This is a genomic window from Herbaspirillum sp. NPDC087042 (assembly GCF_044745245.1).
Classification (GTDB): Bacteria; Pseudomonadota; Gammaproteobacteria; order Burkholderiales; family Burkholderiaceae_D; genus Herbaspirillum.
The window spans coordinates 209,820-223,972 of record NZ_JBIUZW010000005.1; the positions used below are offsets into that span (position 1 = coordinate 209,820).

Sequence of the window (14,153 nt, forward strand, 5' to 3'; positions counted from 1 at the left end):
GCTGGTCGTTTGCGCTGGTCGTTCGCGCTGACCTTCAGCGTGGGCCGTGATGTGCGCTGATGGCGTCCAGTGCTGCCTGCAGCATGGGATGCACGCGCTCGCCATGCCAGGCCGCGGTGGCCGTGGTGACCATCAGTTTTTCGCGCAAGGGACGCAATACCACGCTGGCCGGCGCCATCCTGCGCATGCTGGCCGGCACCAGGGCCACGCCCTGGCCGCAGCCGACGAAGGCCAACTGGGCGGCGATCGAGCGTACCTCGTGCAGCACGCGTGGCTCGAAACCCTGGGCGCGGCAGGTCGCCATGAGGTGGTCGAAGTACTGCGGGCTGTAGCGTCGTTCGAACATGACGAAGGGCTCCGCCCCGAGGGACTTCAGGCCGATGCTGCGCTTGCCGGCCATGGGGTGGTGCAGGGGCAGGGCCACCACCAGTGCGCTCTCGGCCAGCGGCAGGCGGGCGATGCGTGCGTCGGGCGGACCTTCCAGGCGGGCGAAGGCCAGGTCGATATCGCCGGCCAGCAGCGCCGGGACCGCTTCCACGCTATCGATCTCGCGCACGCTCACCGTCAGGCCCGGGGCACTCTTGCCGAGTGCGGCGATGATGGGCGGCACCACATCCATCATGGCCGAGTTGACCGCGCCGATGGTGAGCACACCGGCGCTGCCGCGCACGGCTTCTTCCACGCTGCGTTCGAGCTGGGCCATCTGACCGACGAACTTCTGCACCGCCGGCAGGATGGCCGCGCCGATGGGCGTCAGGCGCGTGCCCTGGCGCGAGCGCTCGAAGAGCTGCACCTTCAGGGCTTGTTCCAGTATCTGGATCTGCTCGGTCAGGGGCGGTTGCGACATCCCGAGGCGGCGGGCGGCGCGGCCAAAGTGCTGCTCTTCGGCCACGGCAACGAATAGCCAGAGCTGTTTCAGCAAGCGGAAATTGATCATGGTCATTGCATGGTCGTTGATAGTTAATCCGTATCACGCTGTGATTCTAATCGGAATTTACTTATCAGCGGCACTGCGTGACAGTAGCGCTCCCGCTTCCAATCTCTTTCAATCGCCTCTCTTCATGAACGCAGCTCCCCTCCTGGACTGGACCGCCATCGCGGCCGTGCTCTCGGCCAGCGCCATCGGCGTGGCCATCCCCGGCGCCAACTTCGTCGCCATCACCAACAAGGCGCTGGGCGCGTCGCGGCGCGAAGCCGTCGGCATGTCATGCGGCTTTGCGCTGGTCAACTGTCTCTGGGCGGTGGTCGGGATTGTCGGGGCCGGTGCGCTGATGGCGCGTCATCCGTGGCTGGGTGTCTGGCTGCGCTTGCTGGGCAGTGTCTACCTGTTGTGGTTCGGCAGCCGCCTGCTGATGCGGGCGGCGGTGCTGCCGCCGGCAGCACCATCCGATGCCGGGGGCAACCAGGCCGGGGCCTTCCGGCAAGGCGTGGCATTGAACATCGTCAATCCCAAGTCGCTGATGTACTACTGCGCCTTCCTGTCCAATGTGGCGCCGGCCAGTGCCAGTGGCGCGACGGTGACGGTCATGGTCTTTACCGTCGGTGCCTGCGCCGTGGTGTGGTATAGCAGCCTGGGCTGGCTGCTGTCCTTTCCACAGGTGTGCAGCCGGTTCCGGCGCAGCCTGCCGCTGGTCAACCGGATCTGTGGTGTCTTGCTGATCGCGCTGGCGCTGTTCGAGATGCTGGCGCGCTGAAGGCCATGCCTAGCGTGCCGGACGGGCATGGGTGGCAGCAAAGGCCAGCCCTTCCTCGAAGGACGACAGCAGCATGTCGACCTGGTTCTTGACGCCCGCGGCCGGGACTTCCTCGTCGCCCAGCGGCGGGCGGATGCTCACCAGCAACGCCTGCGGCAGGTTCTCGCGCAGCAGCGTGACGGTGTCTTGCCAGGCTGGCAGGCGTTCTCGTGTCGGATAGACCAGGAAGACGATGGAGACCAGCTCGGCCTTGCTGGTGTCGGGCCGTTCCTCCTGCTGGTCCAGGCTGATGCTGCGGGCGTCGATGCCGTTCACGCGCAGGGCATGTACCAGCAATTCGCTGAGCAGGTCATCGCGCTCCTGGCTCAGGCCGCAGCACAGCACCACCGAGCCTTGCGGCACATCCAGCGAACCCTGCCAGCGACCCAGCCGCTCCATGCGCAAGGCACGCAGGTGAGCACCCACGCCACTGTTGAGCAGCGGCACGTCGCGGCGGCGACGCAGGCTCCTGGGCGCACCGGGGCTTTGCATCAGGGTCTCGGTGAGTTGCGAGATGGTGTTCAAGAGCCGCGTCTGCTGCGCCCCTTCGATACGGCCATGACGCAGGTCGACTGCCGCCAGCGCGAGTCCCGGCAAGAGGATCTGGTCGCAGTATTTGGCAAAGCTCTGCTTTTGCAGATGGGTGCGGGCGGCGCGGATGATGGCTTCGGATTCGCCGGCCAGCGCACGCTGGTAGAAGCGCTCGGCATGGCTCATGTCTGGCGCCTCGCCCAGCAGGATGCTGATCGGTTCCAGCGCGGCCACGTGGCGGCCGGCCACCACCAGGCACAGTGTCAGCGGCGTCGAGAGCAGCAGCCCGATCGGCCCCCACAGGCTGCCCCAGAACAGCGCCGAGACGATCACCGCCAGGGGCGACAGGCCCGAGCTGTGACCATAGACGCGCGGCTCGATGAAGTTGGCCACCACCACTTCCAGGCAGAGGTAGAAGGCCAGGAAGGACAGCGCCAGCCACCAGCCCGGATCGATGGCGGCGATGAAGATGGAGACCATCAGTCCCGACGCCAGCGCGCCCAGGTAAGGCACGAAGCGCAGCACGCCGCACAGCGTGCCCCACAGCACCGCGTGGGGAATGCCGGCCAGGCCCAGCACGCTGCCCATGATCAGGCCGAACACCACATTGACCAGGAACTGCGAGAAGAAGAAGCGCGACACCCCCTCGGCCGCATCACCCAGCGCCTGCATGGTGCGGCTCATCTCGGTGAGGCCGGCCAGGCGGATGACGCGCTCGCGCAATGACTCCTGCTCCAGCAGGATGAACACCAGCAGCACCAGCACGATGCCGGCCTGGCCGATCGGTCCCCAGGCCAGCGAGAACAGGCGCCGGATCGCGCCACGCACGGTCATGCCGGCATCGGCGGGGGCCGCCGTGACGGCGGGCTGGACGGCGCTGGCCGCGTGGGTGACTTTCTTGCCATTGCGTGTCGCACTCGTCTCGGCGGGCGCGGCCTGCGGGATCACGGCGCTCAGCTCGGCCTCCAGCCGGGCAAAGGGACGTTCGGTCATGGCCCGTACCGCTTCCACCTTGTCCTGGATGGCGTCGCGATACTGCGGCAGGTCACGGGTGACGCTGACCAGCTGGAAGGCCAGCACCACCGCCAGCGCCACCATGCAGGAACCCACCAGCAGCACCGAGACCAGTGCCGCGGCGGCGCGGTTCAGGCCCAGGGCATCGAGCTTCCTGACCAGGGGCAGCAGGATCAGGCTGGCAATGCCGGCCACCGCCAGCGGCGCCAGGATTTCGCGGCCGAAGTACAGCATGCCCAGCACGACGGCGGCACCCAGCAGGGTGCCGGAATGGAAACGGGATAGCGTGGATTTCTTGATGGTCTGCATGACGTGAGGGAAAGGGCGTGGGCGTGGGCAGGGCGAGTATAGCAATTGCTGCGCGGCAGCAGGCGGCCCGGAAGCCGCCGTGGTCGCGCCAGCAGATCATTTTTTTTGGAGCGGGATGATCCGTTTGGGCGTTTGGGGTGTCAAGGAAGATGAGAACGCTTCTTTTTTGCATTCGTGGCAGAGGGAAGCGTGTTTCGCATTCTTGTCATTCCATCAAGCATCAACCATCCCGATCCGAAAGGTAAGCATCATGCGGCAGGCCCCGTCCTCCAGGCAGTATCCCCGTCTTTCCACCGAACCGACCGCCATCGCGCACGCCGTGCGCTGCCTGGCGCTGGGCGCCCTGCTGGTGGCGCCGGCAGCATTCGCGCAGAGCACCGAGGAGAGCGGTAGCAGCAAGGACGGCACCCTGCCGGCCATCACCGTCACCGGCAATAGTGACACCGGCCTCAAGCCGGCCTATGCCGGCGGCCAGGTGGCACGCGGCGGCGGCCTGGGCGTACTGGGCACGCAGGACGTGCTGGATACGCCTTTCTCAACACTGAACTACACCGCCGAAGGCATGCGCAACCTGCAGGCGCGCACGGTGGGCGACGTCATCGCCAGCGAATCCTCGGTGCGCAATACCAATGGCGACGGCGGTTTCGGTGACAGCTACCAGATCCGTGGCTTGCCGGTCTCGGTCAACGATACCGGCTTCAATGGCCTGTACGGCCTGGTCTCGCTGGGTCGCATGTCCACCGCCATGCTGGAGCGGGTAGAAGTGCTCAAGGGGCCTGGCACCCTGATGTATGGCATGGGCCCGGCCGGCGGCGTGGGCGGCGCCATCAACCTGGTGACCAAGCGCGCTACCGACGAACCGGTCTCCAGCATCACCGCAACCTATGTCGGTAGCGCCCAGTTCGGCCTGCAGACCGACATCGGCCGGCGCTTCGGCCAGGACAAGGAGTGGGGCATCCGCGTCAACGCCCTCTACGCCGATGGCAAGACCAGCGTACGCGACAACAACCAGCAGCAGACCATGGGCTCGGTGGCGCTGGATTACACCGGCCGCCGCCTGCGCTGGACCCTGGATGCCTATACCCAGCACGAGGACACGCGCAACTTCCGTCCGCAGTTCAGCATCGGCACCACCAGCATGCCGACGGCCCCCGATGGCGACAGCAACCTCTATCCGGGCAACACCCTGCAGCTGGACGACAAGGTCGTGGCGACCCGCCTGGAGTACGACCTGAGCGACCAGCTGACCGCCTACGGTGCCATCGGCTATCACGAGGGCAGCTCGGCACAGAGCTTCCCCAGCGCCACCATCACCAGCCTGCAGGGGGATACCACGGTCCGCAACGGCTACTACGACCAGAAGGTCAGCAGCACCTCGGCCGATGTCGGCTTGCGTGCGCGCTTCAATACGGCCGGCATCAAGCACACGCTGACGCTGGGCGCCAATACCCTGGACCAGCAGACCGATTACTTCTACTTCGTCAACGCCAGCGGCGTGGCCTCCAATCTCTACAATCCGGTGGCGCTGTCGGCGGTGACCGCGGCGCGTGGCCAGCCCACCCCGCAGAGCCAGACCCGCCTGACCGGGGTGGCGCTGACCGACACCCTGTCGCTGCTCGATGGCCGCCTGCTGCTCACCGGCGGGCTGCGTCGCCAGCAGGTCTACAGCCATAGCCTCACCGGCGGTTCCAGCAGCAACAAGACCGGTTATTCGCCGGTGCTGGGGGTGGTGGTCAAGCCGCTGGAGAATCTCTCTCTGTATGCCAACTACACCGCCGGCCTGTCCGCGGGCGGCTTTGCCGGTGCGCAGTACGCCAATGCCGGCCAGGCCTTTGCCCCCTACAAGACCAAGCAATACGAGACCGGCGTGAAGCTCGACTGGGGCCGCGTCACCACGACGGCGGCGGTGTTCCAGATCGAGCGCGCCAACAGTTCCACCGCCGTGGTCGGTTCGCAGACCTTCGCCACCCAGGATGGCCGTGCGCGCGTGCGCGGCCTGGAACTGTCGGCCTATGGCGAGGCGCAACGCGGCCTGCGCCTGATGGCCAGCGGCACCCTGTTCGATACCCGCCAGTCGCACACCGCCGGCGGCACCAACGACGGCAAGGAAATCGGCGCGGTACCGACCCACAACTTCAACCTGGGCGCGGACTGGGATACGCCGTGGCTGACCGGCCTGGCCCTGAACACCCGCATCATCAACACCGGCTCGACCTGGTACAGCGATGCCAATACCCTCAAGGTACCGGGCTGGACCCGTGTCGACCTGGGCGCGCGTTATGTCAGCCGCCTGGGCGAGAAGACCGTCACCTATCGCGCCAACCTGGAAAACCTGTTCGACAAGAACTACTGGGTGATGCAGAACGGCTATGCTGGCACTGGGGCGGGACGTACTCTGGTGGTGTCTGCGCAGCTTGATTTCTGATGTTGTCTGCCCCACTACCTGCCGTTCGTCCTGAGTAGCGGTGCAGCCGCGTATCGAAGGCCCACCGTCTGTGCGCCTTCGATACGGCCCTGTCGGGCCTACTCAGTCCGAACGGTATCGGATTGGAATAGAGCGATAAGGACCTGTTTGGTCCAAACGGTGGTCAGCAGGGTTTGACTTCTTCTGCACCGTGGATCTCCAGCTCATACAACTCCAGCGGCAATCCATCCGGATCGGCAAAGAAGGTGAAGCGCTTCTGCGTATATTCATCGATGCGGATGTCTTCCACGGCCACGCCGTGTTCTTCGAGATGGCGCTTGGCCGCCGCCACGTCGGCCACCGCAAAGGACAGGTGACGCAGGCCGCAGGCTTCGGGCCGCGAGGGCCGCGCCGGTGGCGCGGGGAAGGAGAACAGCTCGATCTGCGTGCCATCCGGCAAGGCCAGGTCGAGTTTCCAGGACTGGCGGGCTTCGCGGTAGTGCTCGGCCACCACGCGCAAGCCCAGCAGGTCGACATAGAAGGCCTTCGATACCGCATAGTCGGAGCAGATCAGGGCGACGTGATGGAGGCGGTGCAGACGCATGGCGATGGATTCCGGTAGCAGGGAGTCGGTTGGAGGCCAGGTGAGCCGCTTGGTTCAGCGCAGCGGCGCACAGACAGCGCGGATCTTGTCACGCAGCCAGCGATGGGCCGGGTCCAGTTCCACACGCGGATGCCACATCAGCGAGACGATGATGGCTTCGGTCGCCAGCGGCAATTCGAAGACGTGGATGCCGTTGGCACTGCGCCCCTGCGGCTGTTCGCCACGCCCGTAGAGGAAGGAGCGCGGCACCATGGCCACCAGGTCGGAGGCGCGCGCTACCGCCAGCGCCGCCGGGAAGCTGGGGACCACCGCCACCACCTTGCGTTGCAGGCCGCGCTCGGCCAGGGCCGCATCGAGCGGGCTGCTGATGCTGCCACGCGGCGAGGCACTGACATGCTCGAAGGCCGCATAGCGCTCCGCGCTGACCCGGCGCAAGGCCGCCAGCGGATGTCCTTCACGCACCGCCCCCACGAAGCGATCACGAAACAGGGTTTGCAAGCGGACTTCCGGTCCCATCTCGATGGCGATGCCGATCTCGAGATCCACGCTGCCCTCGCGCAAGGGCAGCGGGCTGCGCTCCACCTTGGGGGAAAAGCGCAGTCGTACCAGCGGTGCCTCGGCAGTGACGGCGCCAATCAGCGCGGCGCCGAAGGCTTCCACGAAACCGTCATTGGCGCGCACGATGAAGTCGCGTTCCAGGCTGGCTAGGGCCAGTGCCGGCGCCGACGGACGCAACACCGACCGGGCTTCGTGCACCACATTGCGGGCGCGTTCGCGCAAGCCTTCGGCGCAGGGTGTCAGGACCATCTGGCGTCCGGCGCGCACCAGCAACTGGTCGCCGGTGGCCTGGCGCAGCCGGGTCAGGGTACGGCTCATGGCCGAGGCACTCAGGCCCAGGCGGCGTGCCGCGCCGGCCACGCTGGCCTCGGTGATGAGGGCGTCGAGTGCAATGAGCAGGTTCAGGTCGGAGTCGGGCATGCAGGCATGCTAGCACGCCGGGTGCCATGGCATGGCGTTGCATGCAGTTATCCAATGCAAGCCGTGCGTCTTCCGCCTTGTCTCGCGGATCGCTATAGTGACTCCTTGAGTATTTCACTCCCTGACTCTCCGAATCCCTCTCTGCCCCACAGGACGCCTGCCCCATGGAACTGTTCTCCGACCTCCCCGACGACGAGGGCTTGCCCGGCGCGCAACGGCGCCGCGCCATGATCGCCGTGATGACTGCCACCACCATGGCAGTGTTCGACGGCACCATCGTCAATGTGGCCCTGCCGCAGATCAGCGTGGCCCTGGGCGCGTCGGCGGCCGCCTCGATCTGGGTGGCCAACGCCTACCTGCTGGCCGTGGCGATGACGCTGGCAACCTTTGCCGCCTTGTCGGCGCGGGTGGGGTTCCGCAACCAGTTCACCATCGGGCTGGCAGTCTTCACGCTGGCCTCGCTGGGCTGTGCGCTGGCCAATTCGGTGAGCCTGCTGATCCTCATGCGCGTGCTGCAGGGACTGGGTGGCGCGGCCATGCTCAGCATTGCGCCAGCGATCCACCGCACGGTCTTCCCGAACCGCCTGCTGGGTCGCATCCTCGGCCTCAATGCCGTGCTGGTGGCAGCCAGCACGGCCATTGGGCCGGTCCTGGGCGGCACGCTCCTGGCCACGCTGGGCTGGGAGTGGGTATTCGCCATCAATGTGCCGCTGGGCGTGGTGGCAGTGTGGCTGGCCTGGGTGGCCATTCCCGACAACCGCCGGCCGGCGCGGGCCCGCTTCGACATCGCCGGTGCGTTGCTATCGGCCCTGTCCATGGGCGCGCTCATCATGGCGGCCGACACCTGTGCCCGCCTGGCCGAACCCGGCCAGGGGGCCAGCGCCGCCCTGACCGCCTCGGCGTACGCATTGGTGGCGGTGCTGGCGGCAGTGGCCTTCGTCTGGGACCAGCGTCGCGCTCCCGAACCCCTGCTGCCGCTGGATATCTTCGTCAATGCGCGTTTCTCGCTGGCAGCGCTGACCTCGCTGGCTTCCTTCGTCGGTCAGGGCATTGCCTTCGTGGCATTGCCCTTCCTGTTCCAGAACGCCTACGGCTACAGCGCCTTCGAATCGGCCGCCCTGTTCACGCCCTGGCCGCTGGGCATCGTGCTGGTGGCACCGACGGCGGGCCGCCTGGCCGACCGTCATTCGCCGGCCCTGCTGTCCAGCCTGGGGCTGGCTCTCTTCACCGTGGGCCTGGTGTTGCTGGCGCTGCTGCCTGACCATGCCCAGGCCTGGGATATCGGCTGGCGCGCCCTGGTCTGTGGCATGGGATTCGGTTTCTTCCAGAGTCCCAACAACCGCGAAATGCTATCCAATGTCGTGCGTGAACGCAGCGGCAATGCCTCGGGCGTGCTGGCCATCATGCGTACCTTCGGTCAATGCCTGGGGGCGGCGCTGCTGGGCATGATCCTGGCGGTCTATACCGCCGCGGCTGTCGCGCAGGGGCAACTGCAGATGAGTGCGACCCAGGATGGCGATGCGATCCGTCTCTCCCTGTGGGTGGCCGCCGCCGCCACCGCGCTGGCGACGGCAGTGAGTGCCAGCCGCTTGCGCCGCCGCGCCACGTCGCCGGCCTGAGATGTTCCGGGGGCTGCTGCCGTCAGGTTTACCCTGATTGTGGACAGGTGCCCCAGCCCTTACCGTATGAGACTTGAGAGTCCGCCAGTGAGGCGGCCGCGCCACAGTTGGCTGACATAAGGCTGAATGGCGCGGGTCTCTGTCATCATGGCCCAAGCAGGCCTATCGGGGAGGGTGTATGAAATGGTTCGCTGACATGAAGATCGCCAGAAAACTGATCTCGGTGTTTTCACTGGTCGTTGTCCTGGTCCTGGGCTTGGGCATGTTTGCCCTGCATCAACTGGGGCGTGTCAACGACACGGCCGAGGATATCGCCACCAACTGGTTGCCCAGCATCCGGGAAACCAGCGCCATCGAAACCCACCTGGCGCGCATGCGCTCCTATGATCTGCAGCACCTGGTCGCCACCGACGATGCCGCGCGCAAGGCCGCCGAGACGGGCGCCGCCGAGCAGCTGGAGGCAACGCGTCGCGCCCTGGCCAGCTATGGCACCATGCTGACCGAGCCGGAGGAGAAGGAGTTCTTCCCGCAGATCGCCAAGGATATCGACGCCATTGCCGCCGAGCATGTGAAACTGCAGCAACTGTCCGAGGCCAACAAGAAGGACGAGGCCATGACGCTGTTCTGGGGACCCTTCACTACCGGCTACCTGGATGCCCTGAAGAAACTCGATGTCCTCATCGCCGTCAATGACAAGGGTTCCGATACGTCCCATGCCACGGCCGTCCAGACCTATCAGTTCTCGCTCTATTCGATCAGCGCCATGCTGCTGGCCTGTGCGGCTCTGTCCATGTTGCTGGCGGTGTGGGTCGCCCGCCTGGTCTCCCGTCCGCTGGCCGCCGCCGTGACCGTGGCGCGCCAGGTGGCCGCTGGCGACCTGACCGCGACCATCGTCGTGCAGAGTCGTGACGAGACCGGCGAGCTGATGGATTCACTCAAGACCATGAACAGCAATCTGCACAGCATCGTCAGCCAGGTTCGTACCAGCACCGAGACCATTTCCACGGCCTCCGGCGAGATCGCCGCTGGCAACCTGGACCTGTCCAACCGCACCGAGCAACAAGCCAGTTCGCTGGAGGAAACCGCTTCCTCGATGGAAGAGCTGACCTCCACCGTCAAGCAGAACGCCGACAATGCCCGCCAGGCCAACCAGCTGGCGTCGACGGCGGCGACCGTGGCCGCCGATGGTGGGCAGGTGGTCAGCGAGGTGGTGCAGACCATGAGCGGCATCGAGCAATCCTCGCGCAAGGTGTCGGAAATCATTGGCCTGATCGATGGCATCGCCTTCCAGACCAATATCCTGGCCCTGAACGCCGCCGTGGAAGCGGCGCGTGCCGGCGAGCAGGGGCGCGGCTTTGCCGTGGTCGCCTCGGAAGTGCGCACCCTGGCGCAACGCTCGGCCTCGGCGGCCAAGGACATCAAGGCCCTCATCGATGAATCGATGAGCCAGGTCGGCCTGGGCAGCCAGCTGGTCGAGCGCGCCGGCGCCACCATGGCCGAGGTGGTCAATAGCGTGCAACGCGTCACCGACGTGGTCAGCGAGATCAGCAGTGCCAGCCACGAGCAGAGCGCCGGCATCGACCAGATCGGCCAGGCCATCACGCATATCGACGAAGTCACGCAACAGAATGCCGCGCTGGTGGAACAGGCTGCGGCCGCCGCCAAGTCGCTGCAGGAGCAGGCCGGCCAGCTCAACGAACTGGTGAGTGCCTTCCGCCTGACGGCCTAGGGCCGGCGGGATCCGGACAAGACAATGGCCGCCCATGGGCGGCCATTGTCATTGGTCGTGCAACATCGACGGCCTCAGGCGTTGTCGATATCGTCCTCGTCCTTGGGCACGAACACCATGCCGGTCTTGGCGTTGTAATCCATCAGGCCGGCGTAGCGGCCCCAGGCGATCATGGTCTCGAAGGTCTTTTCGGGATTGTCGTAGGGCAGGGCGCTGCCGATGTCGCGGATGACGCGCTCGGCCTCGATCTCCTCGGCCTCGCCCAGCACCGCCAGGATGATGTGGAAGATGCGCAGCTTGAACACCTGCTCGGCGAAGATGGCGCGCTGGCCCAGACGGTCGGCGGCCACGAAGCGGCGGCCCAGGTCGGTGAGGAAGACATCCTGCTTGGGCGTGTCCACCAGTTCCAGGATCTCGGCGGCCTTGACGGTGGCGATGGTCTCGCCGAACTCCTTGCCGATCTCGTCGGAGATGTCGTAGATGTTGTTCAGTTCCGGCTCGTCGTGCAACAGGCTCATCAGACCCAGGATCTGGCCCACTGGGATCAGCGGGATCGACTCCATGCGCTTGCGGCCACGCGAGATCGCCTCGCCCGCCACATGCACCTCGGGCGGCAGGTCGGGCAGGGACAGGGTGGTGATGGCATCGTGGATGATGTTGACCAGGCGCTGGAATTCCGGGCTCTTGCTGTCGCGCGGGTAGGGCAGCGGATTGTCCAGCACCAGGCCCAGGCGGCCCGGACGCGGGAACACCACCACGATGCGGGTAGCCATCTCGACGGCTTCCTCGATGTTGTGGGTGACCATGAAGATCGAGGTCAGGCCGCTCTCGGGGGCACGCCACAGGCTGATCAGTTCCTGGCGCAGGTTTTCGGCGGTCAGCACGTCCAGGGCGCTGAAGGCTTCGTCCAGGCACAGCAGCTTGGGCTTGGACACCAGCGCACGCGCAATGCCCACGCGCTGACGCATGCCGCCGGAAAGCTCGCGCGGGTAGGCGCTGTGATAGTTGCCCAGGCCGATCAGGTCGATGGCGCGGTCGACGGCGGCATCGCGTTCCTCGCGGGTCGGGTTGTGCGACATCAGGCCCACGGCCACGTTCTGCTCCACCGTCAGCCAGGGGTAGAGCGCAAAGGTCTGGAACACCACCGAGGCATCGCGGTTGACGCCATACAGCGGCTTGCCGCCGGCCAGGGTGCGGCCCGAGCTGGGCTCGACCAGGCCGGTCAGGCAGCGCAGGATGGTGGACTTGCCCGAACCGGACTGGCCCAGCAGCGCCAGCAGCTCGCCCTCGTGGACGGCCAGGTCGATGTTGTCCAGCACCTTGAGCTCGTGGCCGCCGGCGGTGTTATAGGATTTGCTGACGGCGTTGAGTTCGGCGACGGCGGGGCGGAGATGCGGATGGCTCATGGATTGGCTCATGGTCTGTCGATGCGGGTCAGTCGATACGGGTCAGTCGAGGCGGAAGCGGCGTTCGGCGAAGGCATACAGGCGGCGCCAGACGAACTTGTTCATCAGTACCACAAACATCGACATCACGCCGATGCTGGCGATGATCAGGGGCGTGTCACCGGACTTGGTGACGGCCGAGATATAGGCGCCCAGGCCATCGGCCTTGAGGGTGACATCGCCCCAGCTGGCCAGCTCGGCCACGATGGAGGCGTTCCAGGCACCACCGGCGGCGGTGCAGGCGCCGGTCACCCAGAACGGGAAGATGGCCGGCAGGATCAGGGTCTTCCACAGGTTCCAGCGCGACAGGCCATACATGCGGGCGGCTTCCTTGAGGTCGTTGGGGATGGCCATGGCGCCGGCGATGACGTTGAAGAGGATGTACCACTGCGTGCCCATGGCGATGAGGAGGATGCTGCCCCAGTTCATGCCGATGTTGGCCGCCACGAACCAGCCCACCACCAGCGGGAAGGTCATGTTGACCGGGAAGGAGGCACCGATCTGGGCCAGCGGCTGGGCGAAGCGGGCGATCTCGGGCTTGGAGCCGATCCACACGCCCACCGGGGTCCAGATCAGCGTGGCGATGACGGTCATGGCCAGCACCCGCAGCATGGTCAGGAAGCCCAGCCAGACGATATGGCCGAACAGGCTCCAGCTCATGGCGCCGTGCAGGGCGTCGATGGCGGCCACCAGGCCGCGCAGGGCCTCGAAGGCCAGCAGGGCGCAGATCAGGCCGGTGAGGATGCGATGGGTCCAGCGTCGGCGGGCAATGCGCGCCGGCGTGGGTTCGCCGCTGGTGCGCGGGCGCTGGCGTGCCAGCCACTCGCCCAGCGGGTCCCAGAGCTTCTCCTGCAGCCAGGTAAAGACATAGGACCCCTTGAGCAGGTCGTACACCCAGGAGGTCGGCGGCGAGGTCGACTCGGTCAGCTCGATCTTGAACTTGTCGGCCCAGGCCAGCAGCGGGCGCCAGACCAGCTGGTCACTCACCAGGATCAGGGCCAGCATGGCGATGACGGCCCACAGTGCCGCATTGTGGTCGCCCTGTTCGATGGCTTGCGCCATGTAGGAACCCAGGCCGGGCAGTTTCAGGTCCTTGTTCATGACGCTGATGGCCTCGCTCTGGGCGACGAAGAACCAGCCGCCGCCGAAGGACATCATGGAGTTCCAGATCAGGCTGTGCGCCGAGGCCGGCAGCTCGACCGTGCGAAAGCGCTGCCAGGCGGTGAGACGGTAGGTGCTGGCGGCTTCCTGCATGTCGGTGGGGATGGTGACCATGGAGTGGTAGAAGCCGAAGGCCATGTTCCACACCTGGCCGGTGAAGATGGCGAAGATGGCCGCACATTCCACGCCCATCAGGCTACCCGGGAACAGCGCCATGAAGCCGGTCACGGTGGCCGACAGGAAACCCAGCACCGGCACCGATTGCAGGATGTCCAGCGCCGGCAGGATCAGGGCGCGCGCGCGGCGGCTCTTGGCGGCCAGGTAGCCGGTACCGATGGCGAAGGCCAGCGAGAAGGCGAAGGCGATCCACATGCGCAGCAGGGTGCGGCCGGCGTAGTAGGGGATCAGGGCCGGAGAGGAATCGACCTCCAGCTGGTCGCTGGGGTCGAAATGCACCAGCATTCCCTTGCCGAAGTGCATGGCGCTCCACAGCAGGCCGAACAGCACGGCCAGCACCAGGGCGTCGATCCAGCCGAAGCCTGGCTTGACCGCGTCATAGGCCGTCAGTTGCGGGGAGGTCGTCTTCATCGTCATAGCGGGTGGCCGGGTCGGGATGCAGGGAAAGG

At 66.2% G+C, this 14,153-nt stretch carries 10 protein-coding genes; 4 read left to right on the forward strand and 6 right to left on the reverse strand.

Annotated elements, in window-relative coordinates; translation table 11 throughout:
* Nucleotides 1-34: 34 nt before the first annotated feature.
* Nucleotides 35-937: a LysR substrate-binding domain-containing protein gene (locus ACIPHN_RS09590; RefSeq protein WP_400435705.1), complete on the reverse strand. Its 903-nt coding sequence runs from the start codon at nucleotides 935-937 to the stop codon at nucleotides 35-37.
* Nucleotides 938-1,061: 124 nt separating this feature from the next.
* On the opposite strand from ACIPHN_RS09590, the gene ACIPHN_RS09595 reads away from it, so the two are divergent.
* Nucleotides 1,062-1,694, forward strand: a complete 633-nt coding sequence (locus ACIPHN_RS09595) for a LysE family translocator (RefSeq protein WP_400435589.1) — start codon at nucleotides 1,062-1,064, stop codon at nucleotides 1,692-1,694.
* 9 nt (nucleotides 1,695-1,703) lie between these two features.
* On the opposite strand, the gene ACIPHN_RS09600 is transcribed toward ACIPHN_RS09595, so the two are convergent.
* Nucleotides 1,704-3,587, reverse strand: a complete 1,884-nt coding sequence (locus tag ACIPHN_RS09600; protein WP_400435591.1) for an AI-2E family transporter — start codon at nucleotides 3,585-3,587, stop codon at nucleotides 1,704-1,706.
* Nucleotides 3,588-3,837: 250 nt separating this feature from the next.
* On the opposite strand from ACIPHN_RS09600, the gene ACIPHN_RS09605 reads away from it, so the two are divergent.
* Nucleotides 3,838-6,012, forward strand: coding sequence for a TonB-dependent receptor (locus ACIPHN_RS09605; RefSeq protein ID WP_400435593.1), 2,175 nt, complete (start codon nucleotides 3,838-3,840; stop codon nucleotides 6,010-6,012).
* A gap of 163 nt (nucleotides 6,013-6,175) precedes the next feature.
* On the opposite strand, the gene ACIPHN_RS09610 is transcribed toward ACIPHN_RS09605, so the two are convergent.
* Together ACIPHN_RS09610 and ACIPHN_RS09615 are read right to left on the reverse strand one after the other, a co-directional pair.
* Nucleotides 6,176-6,595, reverse strand: a complete 420-nt coding sequence (locus ACIPHN_RS09610) for a VOC family protein (RefSeq protein ID WP_400435594.1) — start codon at nucleotides 6,593-6,595, stop codon at nucleotides 6,176-6,178.
* 54 nt (nucleotides 6,596-6,649) lie between these two features.
* On the reverse strand, nucleotides 6,650-7,573 hold the full coding sequence (locus tag ACIPHN_RS09615) for a LysR family transcriptional regulator (protein ID WP_400435596.1): 924 nt from the start codon (nucleotides 7,571-7,573) through the stop codon (nucleotides 6,650-6,652).
* Nucleotides 7,574-7,737: 164 nt separating this feature from the next.
* Here ACIPHN_RS09615 and ACIPHN_RS09620 point away from each other — a divergent pair, with 164 nt between their 5' ends.
* Together ACIPHN_RS09620 and ACIPHN_RS09625 are read left to right on the forward strand one after the other, a co-directional pair.
* Entirely contained in the window at nucleotides 7,738-9,192 is a 1,455-nt protein-coding gene (locus ACIPHN_RS09620) for an MFS transporter (protein ID WP_400435598.1), read from the forward strand.
* 178 nt (nucleotides 9,193-9,370) lie between these two features.
* Complete coding sequence (locus ACIPHN_RS09625; RefSeq protein WP_400435600.1) at nucleotides 9,371-10,921, forward strand: methyl-accepting chemotaxis protein; 1,551 nt, start codon at nucleotides 9,371-9,373, stop codon at nucleotides 10,919-10,921.
* Nucleotides 10,922-10,995: 74 nt separating this feature from the next.
* Here the strand turns inward: ACIPHN_RS09625 and ACIPHN_RS09630 are convergent, their stop codons facing one another.
* A complete protein-coding gene (locus ACIPHN_RS09630) occupies nucleotides 10,996-12,339 on the reverse strand; it encodes a nitrate/sulfonate/bicarbonate ABC transporter ATP-binding protein (RefSeq protein ID WP_400435602.1) in 1,344 nt (447 codons plus the stop codon).
* 30 nt (nucleotides 12,340-12,369) lie between these two features.
* Nucleotides 12,370-14,115: an ABC transporter permease gene (locus tag ACIPHN_RS09635; protein WP_400435603.1), complete on the reverse strand. Its 1,746-nt coding sequence runs from the start codon at nucleotides 14,113-14,115 to the stop codon at nucleotides 12,370-12,372.
* Nucleotides 14,116-14,153: the final 38 nt, after the last annotated feature.

Coding starts and splice junctions, on each gene's coding strand:
- ACIPHN_RS09605 (WP_400435593.1), top strand. CDS start 3,838: ATGCGGCAGGCCCCGTCCTCCAGGCAGTATCCCCGTCTTTCCACCGAA.
- ACIPHN_RS09595 (WP_400435589.1), top strand. CDS start 1,062: ATGAACGCAGCTCCCCTCCTGGACTGGACCGCCATCGCGGCCGTGCTC.
- ACIPHN_RS09620 (WP_400435598.1), top strand. CDS start 7,738: ATGGAACTGTTCTCCGACCTCCCCGACGACGAGGGCTTGCCCGGCGCG.
- ACIPHN_RS09625 (WP_400435600.1), top strand. CDS start 9,371: ATGAAATGGTTCGCTGACATGAAGATCGCCAGAAAACTGATCTCGGTG.
- ACIPHN_RS09630 (WP_400435602.1), bottom strand. CDS start 12,339: ATGAGCCAATCCATGAGCCATCCGCATCTCCGCCCCGCCGTCGCCGAA.
- ACIPHN_RS09635 (WP_400435603.1), bottom strand. CDS start 14,115: ATGAAGACGACCTCCCCGCAACTGACGGCCTATGACGCGGTCAAGCCA.
- ACIPHN_RS09610 (WP_400435594.1), bottom strand. CDS start 6,595: ATGCGTCTGCACCGCCTCCATCACGTCGCCCTGATCTGCTCCGACTAT.
- ACIPHN_RS09590 (WP_400435705.1), bottom strand. CDS start 937: ATGATCAATTTCCGCTTGCTGAAACAGCTCTGGCTATTCGTTGCCGTG.
- ACIPHN_RS09600 (WP_400435591.1), bottom strand. CDS start 3,587: ATGCAGACCATCAAGAAATCCACGCTATCCCGTTTCCATTCCGGCACC.
- ACIPHN_RS09615 (WP_400435596.1), bottom strand. CDS start 7,573: ATGCCCGACTCCGACCTGAACCTGCTCATTGCACTCGACGCCCTCATC.